The sequence below is a fragment of the Porifericola rhodea genome (assembly GCF_030506305.1).
Taxonomy (GTDB): domain Bacteria; phylum Bacteroidota; class Bacteroidia; order Cytophagales; family Cyclobacteriaceae; genus Catalinimonas; species Catalinimonas rhodea.
In genome coordinates this window covers 694,254-710,272 of record NZ_CP119421.1, presented here as the reverse complement: position 1 = coordinate 710,272, position 16,019 = coordinate 694,254, and the positions used below count along the sequence as shown (strand labels likewise).

10 protein-coding genes are annotated in these 16,019 nt (G+C 43.7%); 9 read left to right on the top strand and 1 reads right to left on the bottom strand.

Annotated features, from left to right (window positions below; translation table 11 throughout):
- The first annotated feature begins 64 nt into the window (after positions 1–64).
- The 9 genes from PZB74_RS03100 to PZB74_RS03060 all read left to right on the top strand — a co-directional run bounded on the left by PZB74_RS03100 (position 65) and on the right by PZB74_RS03060 (position 11,888).
- Positions 65–2,071, top strand: a complete 2,007-nt coding sequence (locus PZB74_RS03100) for a ThuA domain-containing protein (protein ID WP_302240691.1) — start codon at positions 65–67, stop codon at positions 2,069–2,071.
- A 62-nt stretch (positions 2,072–2,133) separates the two neighbouring features.
- On the top strand, positions 2,134–3,555 hold the full coding sequence (locus PZB74_RS03095; RefSeq protein ID WP_302240690.1) for a Gfo/Idh/MocA family protein: 1,422 nt from the start codon (positions 2,134–2,136) through the stop codon (positions 3,553–3,555).
- A gap of 50 nt (positions 3,556–3,605) precedes the next feature.
- Entirely contained in the window at positions 3,606–5,024 is a 1,419-nt protein-coding gene (locus PZB74_RS03090; RefSeq protein ID WP_302240689.1) for a putative oxidoreductase C-terminal domain-containing protein, read from the top strand.
- A gap of 57 nt (positions 5,025–5,081) precedes the next feature.
- The gene (locus PZB74_RS03085; protein ID WP_302240687.1) at positions 5,082–6,074 is read left to right on the top strand and encodes a TRAP transporter substrate-binding protein; all 993 of its coding nucleotides are present in this window, start codon (positions 5,082–5,084) and stop codon (positions 6,072–6,074) included.
- Positions 6,071–6,547, top strand: coding sequence for a TRAP transporter small permease (locus tag PZB74_RS03080; protein WP_302240685.1), 477 nt, complete (start codon positions 6,071–6,073; stop codon positions 6,545–6,547). Before PZB74_RS03085 ends, PZB74_RS03080 begins: the two co-directional genes overlap by 4 nt.
- A complete protein-coding gene (locus PZB74_RS03075) occupies positions 6,547–7,845 on the top strand; it encodes a TRAP transporter large permease (protein WP_302240683.1) in 1,299 nt (432 codons plus the stop codon). The genes PZB74_RS03080 and PZB74_RS03075 overlap by 1 nt, the downstream gene beginning before the upstream one ends.
- Before the next feature lie 90 nt (positions 7,846–7,935).
- Entirely contained in the window at positions 7,936–8,754 is an 819-nt protein-coding gene (locus tag PZB74_RS03070; protein ID WP_302240681.1) for an SDR family oxidoreductase, read from the top strand.
- A gap of 285 nt (positions 8,755–9,039) precedes the next feature.
- Positions 9,040–10,266: a mannonate dehydratase gene (gene uxuA / locus PZB74_RS03065; RefSeq protein WP_302240678.1), complete on the top strand. Its 1,227-nt coding sequence runs from the start codon at positions 9,040–9,042 to the stop codon at positions 10,264–10,266.
- A gap of 143 nt (positions 10,267–10,409) precedes the next feature.
- Entirely contained in the window at positions 10,410–11,888 is a 1,479-nt protein-coding gene (locus PZB74_RS03060; protein WP_302240675.1) for a gluconokinase, read from the top strand.
- On the opposite strand, the gene PZB74_RS03055 is transcribed toward PZB74_RS03060, so the two are convergent.
- Positions 11,885–15,997, bottom strand: a complete 4,113-nt coding sequence (locus tag PZB74_RS03055) for a chemotaxis protein CheB (RefSeq protein ID WP_302240673.1) — start codon at positions 15,995–15,997, stop codon at positions 11,885–11,887. The two genes, PZB74_RS03060 and PZB74_RS03055, sit on opposite strands and share 4 nt — an antisense overlap.
- Positions 15,998–16,019: the final 22 nt, after the last annotated feature.

Here is a 16,019-nt window from a genome sequence, read left to right as displayed (position 1 = left end):
ACTAAAACTGTAATCGGATACATTTTTTACTACTCATTAAAAGATTATTCCTAAAATTCATATCATGTTTCGTGTACGAAAAACAATACTATACCTTTTTGTCCTAACCTTTATACTCAATGCAAGCCTGTCGGGAGTTGAGCTTCAGGCTCAAAACATGGGTCCTGCAAGTTTGCCTGCTATTAATATTAAAGTAGAAGCCGGTAGGTTTGAGCGTAAAAATACTCCTGTTTCCGCCTATCTAAATGAGCTGGATTTGCGATTAGCTGAGTACGATCTACAATTAGTAGAGCTTACGCGAGATGGGGAAAAAAAAGTAGCTTCGCAGTTGGAGACCGGCTATCAGCCACTATTACACTGGACGCTGGAAGGTACGAGCGCTCCAGGTTCTGTACGCTACTATCAGCTTAAGTCTGTCCCTAAAAAAGAAGCTTCAGCTAGTAAGACAGTAGCAGCTACTGACAACGGAGAAGCCGTGCAATTTAAAGTACAGGGCAAAGAAGTATTGGCCTATCATTATGGCCTTACCGATGTGCCGGCAGAGGTATCAGACCGATACAAAAGAGGGGGCTATATTCATCCTCTCAAATCTCCTAAAGGCGGAGTACTTACCCGCATTCAGCCTTCTGACCACTATCATCATTATGGCATCTGGAATCCATGGACCCACACCGAGTTTGAGGGTAAAGAACTGGACTTCTGGAACCTTTACAAAGGCCAGGGTACTGTGCAGGTAAAAGATATACCCCGCATTAGCGAAGGAGAAGTATATGGTCAGCTTCAGGCAGTACACGAGCATGTAGTGCTGGACACGCTGGACGCTCAAAAGAATAAAGTAGCACTCAATGAAGTATGGGATATTAGAGTGTGGAATGCAGACCCTGAAGCAGAAGTATTTTTGGTGGATTTTACTTCTACCATGAGTTGTGCCACATCCAGTCCTTTTACTATTAAAGAGTACCGCTATCAGGGCTTTGGCTTCCGTGCCAACGAAAAATGGGACGATCAATCGGCCAGCCTGCTCACTTCAGAGGGCTATAATAAAGAAAATGGAAATGCTACCCGTGCTCGCTGGTGTCAGATAGATGGGCCTACACAAGCAGGTCAGTCAGGGGTAGTGTTTATGACCTCTCCGTTTAACTATAATTACCCTGAGCAACTTAGAATATGGCCTACAGGTGCTAACAATGGTAAAGAGAACGTCTTCTTTAATTTTAACCCGACCCAGGACAGAGACTGGGTGCTTGAGCCCGGTAATACCTATAGCCTGAAGTACCGTATGCTGGTATATGATGGTGAACTGGATAAAAGCCAGGCGGAGCGTTACTGGAACGATTTTGCTAACCCGCCCAAAGTGGAGCTCAGTATTAGTCCTTCTTTGCAGGGTAAAAAAGTGATGGTATACACTAAAAATGGTGAGGGTTTTGTGCATGATAATATCCCCGCCAGTATAGAAGCCATACAAAAACTCGGAAAAGAAAATGGCTTTGATGTCGTAGCCTCAGAAAATCCCGCAGACTTTACAGAGGAAAATCTACAGCAGTTTGATGTACTGATATTCTCTAATACCAACAACGAAATATTTGATATCGAAGCGCAGAAGCAGGCTTTTCAAAAGTACATACGTTCTGGTGGAGGCTTTGTAGCCATACATTCAGCGAGTGGGTCTATGCGCAAGTGGGACTGGTTTGCACAGATGCTGGGCGCGAGGTTTTTCCGTCATCCCCCTCGTCAGAATTTTGATGTGGAAGTAGTAGATCATCATCATCCATCTACAGCCTTTTTGCCAGATATATGGAAGGTAGTAGACGATGAATGCTATTATCTAAAAAACCTTAACCCCTCTAACCATGTGCTACTGGCAGCAGATATGAGCACGGTAGAAGATGACAAAAAAGGGGAGTACCCCGCCAACTTCTTTGGGGAGCGCTTTCCGTTGGCCTGGTACCATAAGTTTGATGGCGGAAGGCAGTGGTATACAGCCCTGGGCCATCGCATAGAACACTATTCAGACCCGGTATTTATGCGCCATATTTTGGGAGGTATACAGTGGGCTGCCGGAAATGACTAGGCTTACAGGCACATTATTAAAACTTAATTACTACAAAAAATACACAGCCAAAATATAGATTTATGAAAGATCATAAGAATAATATCAGCAGAAGAAGCTATCTGAAAAAGTCAGCTCTCGGCCTGGCCGGTATTGTGGCGGCACCTACCATTGTACCTTCTTCTGTATTTGGAAAAAACGCACCCAGTAATAAAATAAATGTTGGTCAGATAGGCTTTGGAAGAATAGCGAGAGGACACGACCTGCCAGAAACCCTGAAATACGATATTGCCCGTGTGGTGGCCGTAAGTGATGTAGATAGCAAGCGTAAAGAAGATGGTAAGCGTTTTATTGAGGGCTGGTATGAGGAGAATAAGGGTAAGAAAAATTTTGTAGACGTACAGATGTACGATGACTACCGGGAGATGCTTGCCAATCCTGATATTGATGCGGTTATTATCAGTACGCCAGACCACTGGCATGCGCAGCCGGCCATTGAGGCGGCTATAGCTGGCAAAGATATCTATTTGCAGAAGCCTACCTCTCTTACCATTGAAGAAGGACGTGCCATGAGTAATATCATACACCGAACTGGGCGAGTGTTTCAGTTGGGTAGTCAGCAACGTTCTATGAATCCCTGGCCTCAGTTTAAAAAAGCTTGTGAACTGGTACGAAACGGTAGAATCGGAGAGGTACATACTATCAAAGTAGGGTTACCTGGCGACCCCGGAGGAGAAGAGCAGCCGAATATGCCTATCCCTGAAAACCTGAACTACGATATGTGGCTGGGCTCTACCCCTTACGTCTACTATACCGAAAAGCGAGTGCATCCTCAGCACGATTACTCGCGTCCGGGATGGCTACGTTGCGAGCAGTTTGGCGCAGGCATGATTACCGGCTGGGGCGTACACCATATAGACATTGCTCACTGGGGAATGGGTACAGAATTTACCGGGCCGGTAGAGGTAGAAGCTAAAGCCAATTTTCCTGAGTCTGGGCTTTGGAGTGTGCATGGCGACTTTAATGTTACGGCCAAGTATGATAATGGTGTTACCATGGAAGTAAGTGGAGACTTCCCTAATGGTGTCCGTTTTGAAGGTAGCGAAGGTTGGATTTTTGTCTCTCGTGGTAATGTAGGAGTTACCGCATCTGATCCTAACTTTGGTACTTCAGAAGCGTTTCAGGCCAGTAACAAAAGTATACTATCTTCTGAAATTGGTGAAGATGAGATACAGCTCTACTCCAGCCCAGAGCAGCATGGCAACTGGCTGGATTGTATACAAAGCAGAAAAGAGACGATCTCTCCGGCAGAGGTAGCACACCGATCTTGTAGCGCCTGTCTGGTATCGCATATTGCCATGAAATTGCCCAGAAAATTATATTGGGATCCTGTAAATGAGCGCTTCAAAAACGACGACGAAGCAAATGCTATGCTTTCTCGCTCGCAACGCTACCCCTGGGGATACAAAAATGTAGATGCTCTAAAGGCTACATACGCCAGGTAATTTTCTTAAACTTAAGCCTGCCAACCCTGGCAGGCTATATTCCACCTAATATGAAACTACACTCAGCCTTTTGTCTAGCTCTTCCGCTTATGTTTGCCGCATGTAGTGGTACCGATCAGGAACAAGCATCAGATAGCGATACCGCTTCTTCTACCATGTTTAGTGGTACTGCCAATGAGGTTAAGCTCATAACTCTTGATCCCGGTCATTTTCATGCTGCTCTGGTGCAAAAATTTATGTATGATCAGGTAGACTCTGTAGTGCATGTATACGCCCCCGAAGGAGAGGATCTGCAAATGCACCTGCAAAGAATAGAGAACTTTAACGGTAGAGAGGAGAACCCCACGAACTGGAAAGAGGAAGTTTATACCGGTCCAGATTTTTTTGAAAAAATGATGGAGGAGCAAGCAGGTAATGTTGTGGTACTGTCGGGTAATAATGCTAAAAAGACGGAGTACATCAATACTTCTGTAGAAGCTGGCTTAAACGTGCTGGCAGACAAGCCAATGGTAATACACCCTTCTAACTACCCCACTCTTAAATCAGCGATGACTACTGCCGAAGAGAATGGAGTGCTACTCTACGATATTATGACTGAGCGGCATGAGATTACTACCATCTTACAAAAAGAACTAGCTCAGCATGCATCTGTTTTCGGAGAGCTGGAAAAAGGAACACCGGATAACCCTGCTATTTCCAAAGAGAGTGTACATCACTTTTTTAAGTACGTATCTGGTAGTCCGCTTATACGTCCGGCCTGGTTTTTTGATACTGAGCAGCAGGGAGAAGGCATTGTAGACGTATCCACTCACCTGGTAGACTTAATCCTTTGGGAGTGTTTTCCGGAAGAAGGTATAGACATTACGGAAGTTGAGGTAGTACATGCGCGACGCTGGCCTACAAAACTTACCCCCAGTCAGTTTAAGAAGGTGACTAACCTTAGTAAATACCCCAATTACCTTAAGAAAGACATACAAGAAGATTCTGTGCTCAATACATTCGCAAATGGTGAGTTTGTCTTTACAGTGAGAGGAGTGCATGGTAAAGTAGCGGCTATCTGGAACTTTCAGGCTCCTGAAGGTGCCATGGATACGCACTACTCCATTATGAGAGGTACCAAAGCTAATCTTATTATCCGCCAGGATGCACCTCAAAATTATAAGCCTACCCTCTATGTGGAGCCAATTAATCAGAATGATTCAGATTTTGAAGAGGCATTACAAGCAGCGCTGGAAGACATAGGTCAGCAGTATCCCGGCCTTGAAATGAAGACTGCTGAAGGTGGTTGGGAGATAATTATTCCTGAAAAATACAAAGTAGGTCATGAGGCACACTTTGCTCAGGTAACTGAGCAGTTTCTACAATATCTGGTAGATGGCAGAGTGCCTCAGTGGGAAGTAGACAACATGCTAACCAAATACTACCTCACGATGCAGGCTTACGAAAAAAGCCGGGAACAGGTACAATAGTCTTTTTAAATACTACAGATAGGAAGCAAGATTATAGGATAAGAAAATTGTGAGTAAATGACTGAAGAACTGATGAGGAGAAGCTTAGGCTTCATTATGCTCCTTTGCCTATGCCTAGGTTGCTCCAGCAAAGAAGAAGTAAAAACACTTCGCCTGGGACATAGTCTTTCGGCAGACCACTCTGTGCACAAGGCAATGGTATATATGGCTGAGCAGCTCAGGGAAAAATCCGAGGGGAAGCTAGAACTTAAAATTTACCCCAGCGGGCAGTTAGGTGATGAGCGAGAGTGCCTGGAGATGCTGCAATTTGGCAGCCTGGCCATGACCAAAGTTTCGGCAGCCGTTATGGAGAGCTTCTCTGAAAAATATAAAGTACTGGGGCTTCCTTATCTATTCAAAAGTAAGCAGCATGCCTTTACAGTGCTGGATGGCCAGATAGGAGAGGAAATTCTTGAGTCTGGAGAAAAATACTGGCTTAGAGGTCTGGGTTTTTACGACTCAGGCTACCGCAGCTTTTACACCAAAGAAAGACCAATAAACAAGCCCGAAGACCTTAGTGGAATGAAGATCAGGGTAATGAAAAGCAATACTGCCATAAATATGATTAAGGCCATGGGGGGCTCACCTACACCTATCTCCTGGGGAGAATTGTATACTGCGCTTCAGAGTGGTGTAGTAGATGCGGCAGAAAATAATCCGCCCAGCTTTTATCTCTCTCGCCACTATGAGGTCTGTAAGTACTACTCCATTGATCAGCATACGCAGGTACCAGATGTACTACTTATCAGCCAGATTGTCTGGAACAAGCTCAACGAAGAGGAGCAGCAGTGGGTGCAGGAAGCGGCAGAAGCTTCTGTAGTCCGGCAAAGGGTACTTTGGGAAGAGTCTGAGCAAGAAGCGATGGAAGCTGTAAAAGCCGCTGGCGTAGAAATTAATTACCCGGACAAGTCTCCTTTTCAGGCAGAAGTACAAAGCGTATACGAGTCCTTTCAATCTGATAAAGAATTACACTCCCTTATTCAAAGAATTAAAGCCGTTCCCGACCTATGACTTTAAGAAATATTATTGACCGGATTGTTCGTGCATTGCTGATCATCCTGATGTCAGTTATAGTGCTGGATGTAAGCTTGCAGGTAATCAGCCGCTACCTTTTACAATCTCCGTTAGGCTTTACCGATGAGCTGGCTGGCTTTCTGCTAATATGGCTGGGACTCTTAGGCTCTGCCTACGCTACTGGGGAAAAGCAGCATCTGGCTATAGACCTGATTTCCGGTAGCCTTTCCGTTCAAAGCAAAAAGTACCTGGATTTACTCATCAATTTTCTGGTAATAGCTTTTGGGCTGGGTGTACTGGGAGTGGGAGGTGTATGGCTCGTTTATACCAGCTTTATTTTCGGGCAGGTATCTGCCTCACTGGAAATTTCATTGGGCTATGTGTATCTGGTAGTACCTATCTCCGGCTTGCTAATCACTTACTACTCTATTGACAATACTTTAACCGAACTACATACCGCAACTCGCTAATGGAGGCATTTGAAGTACTCGTATTGCTTATCAGTTTTATCATATTTATTGCTATTGGTGTGCCTATCGCCTATTGTATAGGTCTGGCAGGAGTCCTCACAATGCTTCTTTCCATAGACTACCTGCCGGCAGTTACTACTTTTGCCCAGCGAATGGCAACGGGTCTGGATAGCTTTACCTTATTGGCAATCCCCTTGTTTATTCTGGCGGGCCAACTCATGAATACCGGAGGTATAGCCACACGACTTATAGAGTTTGCCAAAGTATTGGTAGGTAGGCTGCCTGGTGGCCTGGCAGTAGTCAATATTTTGGCCAATATGCTGTTTGGTGCAATTTCAGGTTCTGCTGGTGCCTCTGCTTCCGCTATAGGCACAATCATGCATCCTCGTATGAAAAAAGAGGGCTACGACGAAAATTTTAGTGCTGCCGTAAATATTTCTTCAGCTACAACCGGCTTGGTAATTCCACCCAGCAACATTCTGATTATCTATTCACTTGCCAGTGGTGGCGTATCAATAGCTGCTCTTTTTCTTGCAGGTTATATACCGGGTATACTTACCGGCTTTGCGCTTATAGGTTTTGCGGCAGCTTATGCCTACCGTAAAAATTATCCTACCGGCGAAAAAGTACCTCTAAAAGAAGGTATATACAAACTTTTAGCAGCTTTGCCCAGCCTCCTGCTTCTGGTGATAATATTGGGGGGAATAGTCGCCGGGGTGTTTACCGCTACCGAAGCTTCAGGGGTAGCAGTGCTATATTGCCTGGCTTTGGCTTTTATCTACCGGGAAATTAGCTGGAAAGATTTGCCGGGCATACTAATTAAAACTACGCTTACCACCTGTATTGTACTGCTAATGGTTGCTGCCTCTATCGGGCTGTCGTGGGTTATGGCTTATGAGGAAATTCCTCAGAACGTAAGTGCTGCCCTGCTTCAGCTTAGCGATAGCCCTATACTGATACTTCTTATTATCAACATTATACTGCTGTTTGTAGGTGTGTTTATGGACATGACACCGGCAGTGCTGATCTTTACGCCTATATTTTTACCGGTAGTAACCCAGCAGCTAGGTTTAGACCCGGTTCATTTTGGTATCATACTAATCATGAATCTTTGTGTAGGTTTATGTACACCGCCGGTGGGTACTGTGTTATTTATCGGTTGTAGTGTTGCCAACATCAAAATACAATCTGTAATCAAACCACTGCTACCCTTTTTTATCGCTATGATTATGGTATTGCTATTAGTCACCTACGTACCGGAGATCAGTCTGTGGCTTCCAGAAATGTTTGGCTTCTAAACTGTCTGGAATTTTTGTAGAGTATTAAAGCGAAGACATAACTGCTGGGGCTATAATAAATAATTACGAAAGAATCTTAACTGAATACTGATGAAAAACGACTTATTTGATGTGAAGGGAAAAGTGATTGTGATTCCTGGAGGAGGAGGCGCCTTAGGGGGGGCAATGGCCAGAACCCTGATGGAAGAAGGAGCTAAAGTAGCTATTCTCAGCCTGCATGAGGCCTCTGCGCAAAAGAGAGTGGAAGAGTTAAAAGCAATTAGCAGTGAGGTTATGGGCTTTGCCTGCGATGTTACCTCACAGGAAGAGTTAGAAAAAGTGAACTCTCAGATTTTGGCAGAGTGGGGTAGGATAGACGTGCTGATCAATGCAGCAGGCGGTAATATGCCGGGAGCTACCGTTGGTCCTGAACAAACTGTGTTTGATGTTTCGGTAGAAGACCTTAAAAAGGTGCTTGATCTCAACCTGATGGGCTCAGTACTGCCTACTCTGGTTTTTGGTAAGGCTATGGCAGAGCAAAAAAGTGGCAGTATCATTAATATTTCTTCTATGGCCGCTACGCATGCAATTACCCGGGTGCTGGGCTACTCTATCGCAAAAGCGGGAATAGATATGTTTACCAAATGGATGGCTACTGAAATGTCTATGAAATTTGGAGATGGTATACGGGTAAATGCTATAGCACCTGGCTTCTTTATTGGCAAGCAAAATGAACGCCTGCTTACCAATGAGGATGGTACGCTTACTGAACGTGGGGAGACAATCGTAAAAAATACGCCTATGCAGCGCTTTGGAGAGGCTAAAGAACTTAGCGGAGCAGTGCTCTATCTCTGCAGCGAAGCTTCAAAGTTTGTTACCGGTACTATTATTCCGGTAGATGGAGGCTTCAGTGCATTTAGCGGGGTGTAGTCAGTTCAGATGCATAGTACCACAAAGGGCTGCAATTTGGTAAAGATTTTATAGTTTTTATAGCAGCAAGCGTACGCTCAATATGGATATCGTATGCGGCCTTAATTTTTGAAAGTTCTTCTATGTGATGCTTGATTGAAGTATGTGTATTTGCTTTTAAATTACTATTCATTAAAATTATTTTTATATGTTGATAAACTTAGGGAGGTAAAGATTAAGGTGGATTTAGCCCACACATTTTTTTGATACAACAAACAAAATATTTACAGCCTAACACTCTAATACATGACCGACAAACAACACGTATCCCTTTTTCCGAGCTGGCGCTGGTTTGGGCCGCAAGATGCAGTTACACTAGCAGAGATCAGGCAAACCGGAGCCAAAGGTGTAGTTAGTGCGCTACATCAGATTCCCTGCGGCGAAGTTTGGAGCCTGCATGATATAAGTCAGAGAAAAGAAATGATAGAAAGTGCCGGACTGCGCTGGAATGTGGTGGAAAGCGTTAACGTTCACGAAAGCATAAAGACAGCTTCACCAGAACGAGATGAGTATATAGATAAGTATTGCCAAACCCTGGAGAATCTGGGGAAAAGCAATATTAATACTGTTTGCTACAATTTTATGCCAGTACTGGACTGGACACGTACCCAGCTCAACTTTCCGCTTAAAGATGGTTCTTTTGCACTACGATACGACCCTGTAGCATTGGCAGCTTTTGAAATATTTATACTAAAAAGGCCAGGCATAGAAAATGACTATACCGAAGCGCAAAAAGAAGCGGCCCATGCTTATCTGCAACAGTTGAGCTCACACGAAAAAGATGTGCTCCAGCGTACCATTATGGCAGGCCTGCCCGGCACCGATGAAGTTTATTCTCCTGAAGAGTTTATGAAGCACCTTGGGGTATATAAGGAGATAGGGGTAGTAAAACTGAGAGAAAATCTGACTTATTTTCTGAGTAAAATTATTCCTGTAGCTGAAAGCTATGGCATTAATATGTGCATTCACCCTGATGACCCGCCCTTTCCAATTCTGGGGTTGCCTCGCATAGTCTGTACAGAAGACGATCTGCGTTACATTGTAGAGAGTGTCCCTTCACTCAACAATGGTATTACCTTCTGTACTGGGTCTCTTGGTGCACGCCGTGATAACGATCTGCCGGGCATGATCAAACGCCTGGGCAGCAAAATTCATTTTCTGCACCTGCGCAATGTACAGCATAACCCAGATGGTAGTTTCTATGAGGCAGACCATCTGGAGGGTAGTACTGATATGTTTGCGGTCATGAAAGCAGTAATAGAAGAACAGCTCAAACGTAATATGATGGGCCGTACGGATATAGCCATTCCTATGCGTCCGGATCATGGGCATCAGTTCCTCTTTGATGCAGACCGTCAGTTTTACCCTGGCTATTCGGCTATTGGCAGAATGCGTGGTCTGGCAGAACTCAGGGGTTTGGAAATGGGCATACGTAATACCCACGTTAATAAATGGAAGATGATAGCGAATTAGCGAAAGAGCTATTATAAGTTCTAACAAGTATCACCTCACAATTTGATTTGTCATTAAGGTTGCCACCAAGCAGTGGTAACCTTTGTTATATTCAGCCTGTAAATAATTTCTCCTGGATCTAATATGCTTTATATTGCCGGGAAATGGCAGATACAGATCAAGACAATATTATTATAGGATTAGATGTAGGAACCACGGGGGTAAAGGTATTGGCGGCAAATGCCCGAGCTGAAGTCCTGGCTGTTGCTGAAGCTACCTATGAACTACATCAACCGCAGGCGGGCTATCGTGAACAGGATCCGGAGAGCCTATTGCAGATCACTGAAGATACACTCAAGAAGGTACTGGACAATATAGATGGCACGGTGAGGGCAATTAGCTTTGGAGCAGCCATGCACAGCCTGATAGCTATTGACAAGAATGGAAGACCTCTGACTCCGGCTATTATCTGGGCAGATGTACGTAGTGCCTCTGCTGCTGCCAAATTACGTCAAACTGAAGAGGGCAGACAAATATATGCTGCATCTGGTGCCCCAATACATGCTATGCTGCCCTTGTGCAAAGTAGCCTGGCTGCGCGATCATCAAAACAATATTTTTAAACAGGCTTATAAGTTTATTAGCCTTAAGGAGTACATGATTGCTCGCTGGTGCGGTAAATATGTAGTAGACTACGCTATAGCCGGAGCTTCCGGTTTCTGGAATAAAAATACAAAAAGCTGGAATACAGTTGCCCTGCAATGGACCGGTATAGGAGAACATCAGCTTTCTGAGCTTAAGCCTCCAACTTACAATATAGGAATGCCAGTGTTTTCCAGTTTTCGTCATAAAAATATAACGGAGCACACCTCTTTTATTATAGGGGCCAGTGATGGCTGTCTGGCTAACCTCAATGCCAGCGGGTTTGACGAAGATGTAGCTACCATGAGCCTGGGTACCAGCGGAGCAATTCGCTTGACTGCCCGTGAGACCAGTGCTGATCCTGCTGCCAGTATTTTTGATTATCATCTGACAGAAAGTTACCATGTGATAGGTGGGCCAACAAATAACGGAGGTATAGTACTTGAATGGCTCAAGCAGCAGTTTTTTCCCGAATTGGAAGATGCTGCTCTTATTCTGCAAAAAGTGAAAGAAATACCTGCCGGAGCAGAAGGCTTAAGCTGCCTGCCGTACTTTTTTGGAGAGCGTGCTCCTCTTTGGAGAGAAGATGTGAGCGGACAGTTCTTTGGAGTGCAAAGCCACCATAGCAGGGCGCATTTTGCACGCGCTGCAATAGAGGGTGTCGTGTTTAATCTGTATGGTATTGCCGAGGTTTTACAGAAGGTAGCCAAACGTGAGCTGCAAGGCCTATGGACAGATGGTGGGCTAACTCGCTCTTCCTTTATTTCTCAGCTGATAGCAGATGTATTTTGCATGCCGGTATATCATGCAGAAAGTAGCCATGGGGTAGCCAGAGGCGCAGTGCTATTGGCAACCCATGCCTTAAACCTGGCTGATCTTGAGGCTAATAGAATTGAGAAAAAGGAGACCTTTATGCCGGATGCACAAGTCTCAAATCAGCTGAAAGAAGCTTATTATAAATTTGTCAAACTTAGAAATGCCTATCAACAAGCTTTGCCCTAGTTTTCATCTTCTTTTTTGATGAAGACCTTAAAGGTTGTGCCTTTATCAGGCTCACTTTCTACCTTGATAAAGCCATCTTTATTTTCCACCATACGCTTCACCATGTATAAGCCTATACCTGTACCTTCAATATGTCGGTGGAAGCGCTTAAACATAGAGAATAACTTCTCCTGTTGCAGTGGAGTCATACCCAGACCGTTGTCTTCTACTTCTATCACCACATGCTCGCCCTCCTCGTAAGTAGAGAGTTTGACGATAGGTTTGCGCTCTGCCGAACGATATTTGATAGCATTGCTCAGCAAATTGTAGATGATACTTCGTAGATTAATCTGAGGGTAATAAAGATGATCTACCTGTATATCTTCCTGAATTTCCGGCCTAGCCTCTTCCAAGGCTGGCTTAATATCTTCTTTAATATTTTCCAGGGTTTGCTTTACCGATAAATGCTCGTTAGTGCTTTCAGGGTTGCGTTGTACCTTGGTAATGTCTGAGAGGGCCTTAAGTGTATTTTTAAACTTGTCTATGGAAGAGTCCATCTTTTCTAATACCAGATCCAGGCGATTGCTATCTCCGCTGCCACTACCATTAAGCTCAGCCTTAAGAATGGTAATCAGTCCTTCAAGATTAATGATTGGAGACTTTAAGTCGTGCGAAGCCGTATACACAAAATTATCCAGATCAATATTGATCTTCTTCAGGTTTTCGTTACTCAGTTTTAGTTCTTCCTGTATTTCTTTGAGCTGGCTCAGGTCAATGATTGACCCTAGTACACGATAGGGCACTCCATATTCGTTTTGTAATACGTACGCGCGGTTGTAGACAAAAGCATAGCTACCGTCTTTCTTTCTAAAGCGGTGCTCAAAAGACCATTGCTTTTTACCGGTGTTGATGATTTTATCTATTTCAGCTTTTACCTGCTCAGCTTCTCTCTCGTGCAAAAAGTTGAACATTGAGCTATCAATACCCTCGTTGAGATCTTCACGGCAGTAGCCAAAAATTTCTTCAAAAGTATCATTCCACCAAAATTTGTTATTAATCAGGTCCCAGTTCCAGATAGCATCATTAGTGGCCTGTGCTACCAAACGGAAGCGTTGTTCACTTTCCTGCAACTCTCGGGTGCGATCTTCTACACGCTGCTCCAGCTCCGCATTAAGGTCGCGTAGTTTGTTTTCTGCTTTCTTTACTTCTTCGTAGGCTAGAAAGAGTTCATCTTCGGCCTCTTTCTTCTCATGAATATCAGAGATGGTCATAGCAATACCATTCTGCATAGGAGCAGCCAATATTTCTATCCATAAATTGAGCTCGTCGTGCTCATAATGCACCTCCTGTCGTAAGATACTTTCTGTTTGCACTACCTTTTTCAGTCGGTTAAATATCCCCACTAGCTTCATCCCGGGCAATACTTCCAGCAGGCCTTTGCCTTCAATCTCTTTCGGTTCCAGGCCAACAATTTTTTTGATGGCATCATTAGCCATAGTAAAGCGGAAGTCTACAATTTCATTCTTCTCCACAACCGTTTCCATAGACATAATGGCGTTAGGCGAGCTCTGTAGTACTCCATTCAGAAGGTTGTTAAGCTGCTTTACCGGAGTAATATCAACAAAGGTTATAACTGCTCCATCTATGGACTTATTTTGACGTAGGTAGGGGAGAATCCGCATCTGATAGTAACGATTGTTCGTTACTTCCAACTCTTTTTCTATGGTTTCTCCACTTTCAATCACCTCCTTAATATCCTCTACAAAATGATCGTATTTTAAGTTATAGGAAAGGTGGTTGATGGGACGTCCGATATCCGACTCAATCAGGTTTACCTGATCAGTAACGGCAGGAGTATATTTTCTGATTCTAAGGTCGCGATCTACAAAAATCTGCCCGATGTCTGAACTGCTGAAGTAGTTATTTAAATCATCATTCAGTTCCACCATCTCTTTTATTTTGATCTGGTGCTCGGCATTTACGGTATGCAGCTCTTCGTTGAGCGATTGCAGCTCTTCATTGGTACTTTGCAGCTCCTCATTAGAAGAGAGCAGCTCCTCATTGCTTGACTGTAGCTCTTCATTAGAGGTTTCCAGCTCTTCTACCGTAGTTTGTAGATCTTCCTTGGTTTCTTTTAGCTCCTCTTCCAGCTCAATCAGGCGGTCTAAATCTACCTGGGAGTCGCTTTGCGAAACTTCTTCAGTAGAAATATTTTCTACTTTCTCTTCGCGAAATATCACCAGCAGAAACTTCTGCTCATACTGATGGGTAGAAAGATAGGGTTTAACTACAAAGTTGATGATTCTTCGCTTATCTGCTTCACCTAGTCTAATTCGCTTAGAGGTAGTTTTTTCATTAGTATTAATGGCTTTGCGAAGAGCCAGGGTAAGAGGGACAGATATTTCTTTTGGCACTAACTTGAGCAGGTTAGACCTAAGCTGGCGCTCCGGCATTTGCAGGTAGTGCTTGTAATCTCCTATAGCCTGTATTAGCTGGTAGTTTTCGTTGATAAAGATCGCTGCATAGCCTAGCTCATCAATAATAGCATCATGAAAAGCATCTTTCATTTTGCTGTCTATAGTCGAACGTGTAGGACGTACGTCCGGTGATTTTGTAGCTTCTTTAGGATCGCTCTGTGCAATTTTATTATCAAAGATAAAAGGCTTGCTCTTAGAAGTAGATTTATAGATGTTCCACTTTTTATTAATTTCCTTTAATGATTCTTTGATAGGTGCGCTACTCTCACTTGAACCTAAAAAAAGATAACCTCCACGGTTTAGTGAAAAATGTAAAGTTTCTAGTACTTTTCTCTGCAGCTCATTGCGCATGTAGATCAGCATATTGCGGCAACTGACCATATCCATCTGCCCAAAAGGAGGGTCTTTTATAATATTATGTTGGGCAAATATGACCATCTTACGAAGATCTCGCTTGATGATGTAGCGCTTACCTTCTTTATAAAAGAATTTCTCCAGCCTGTCTCGCGAAAGGTCATTCTCCACATCATGAGGGTAAGACCCTTTAGCCGCTACTTCTATGGCACGGGCATCCATATCGGTAGCAAATATTTTCACATTCAGGTTTTTTCTGATTCTTTCCAAATGTTCCTGCACCAGCATAGCAATAGAGTAAGCTTCTTCACCGGTGCTACAAGCTGTCACCCAGATTTTAAGCTGCTCATTCTCCAGCTTTTTGTTGATCATATCAGGAATAATCTTGTCCCTGATAACCTCAAAAGCGAGCGGATCGCGGAAGAAGCAGGTTACGTTAATAAGAAACTCATTAGCGAGTCTTTCCACCTCATCCGGGTTATTTTGCAGAAAGTAAGTGTACTCCCTAAGCTCAGAAATGCCTACCTCTGCCATCCGCTTAGAGAGTCGGCGTTCCAGTGTTTGCCTTTTGTAAAAGTTAAAATCGTAAGTAGTAGTATCCTTAATCAGCTTAAAAATACTGTGGTAAGGGTCTACTCCCTGAAAATTTTCATTACTTTCTGTAGATGAAAAGTTTTTAATAATTTCAGGGTAGCGGGTAATTTCCTCGCACATTAGCTCAGGGGGGAGGATATAATCGTAGTTGCCAGATGTTATCGCACTATTAGGCATACCATCAAACTTTGCAGTTACGGGGTCTTGTACTATCACGAGCCCTCCTTTGCGCTTGATTGCAGAAATACCTTTGGTACCATCGGAGCCAGTGCCCGAAAGTACAACACCGACAGTACGGTTACCCATATCTTCTGCCATAGACTCAAAAAACACATCTATCGCATTGTTGGGTACAGAAGATTTTGGTTTATCAATGAGGTGCAGTCGTCCCCCTTTGATAATCATATTATTTTTATTAGGAATAAGATAGATGCAATTGGGCTCCAGAAATCTACCTTCTTCAGCTTTAATAATTTTAAGCTTGGTATGCTTAGCCAGCAGCTCATCCATCAGACTCTTATAGTTAGGAGAAAGGTGCTGTATTACTACATAGGCCAGGCCCTTACCCTCTGGTATATTATCAAAGAGCTCGTTGATGGCCTCCAGCCCGCCTGCTGAAGCTCCTATGCCCACTACAATTTGAGAGTCACGAATTGATGTAGCTTCTCGGTCAGCTAATTGTTCTGAAGCTTTCTTATTTTGCATGTATTGTTTAAAAATAATTCTT

Bases quoted from the DNA above. Each gene is read 5' to 3' on its own strand.
- PZB74_RS03100 (WP_302240691.1), top strand. From the start codon at position 65: ATGTTTCGTGTACGAAAAACAATACTATACCTTTTTGTCCTAACCTTT.
- PZB74_RS03095 (WP_302240690.1), top strand. From the start codon at position 2,134: ATGAAAGATCATAAGAATAATATCAGCAGAAGAAGCTATCTGAAAAAG.
- PZB74_RS03090 (WP_302240689.1), top strand. From the start codon at position 3,606: ATGAAACTACACTCAGCCTTTTGTCTAGCTCTTCCGCTTATGTTTGCC.
- PZB74_RS03085 (WP_302240687.1), top strand. From the start codon at position 5,082: ATGACTGAAGAACTGATGAGGAGAAGCTTAGGCTTCATTATGCTCCTT.
- PZB74_RS03080 (WP_302240685.1), top strand. From the start codon at position 6,071: ATGACTTTAAGAAATATTATTGACCGGATTGTTCGTGCATTGCTGATC.
- PZB74_RS03075 (WP_302240683.1), top strand. From the start codon at position 6,547: ATGGAGGCATTTGAAGTACTCGTATTGCTTATCAGTTTTATCATATTT.
- PZB74_RS03070 (WP_302240681.1), top strand. From the start codon at position 7,936: ATGAAAAACGACTTATTTGATGTGAAGGGAAAAGTGATTGTGATTCCT.
- uxuA (WP_302240678.1), top strand. From the start codon at position 9,040: ATGACCGACAAACAACACGTATCCCTTTTTCCGAGCTGGCGCTGGTTT.
- PZB74_RS03060 (WP_302240675.1), top strand. From the start codon at position 10,410: ATGGCAGATACAGATCAAGACAATATTATTATAGGATTAGATGTAGGA.
- PZB74_RS03055 (WP_302240673.1), bottom strand. From the start codon at position 15,997: ATGCAAAATAAGAAAGCTTCAGAACAATTAGCTGACCGAGAAGCTACA.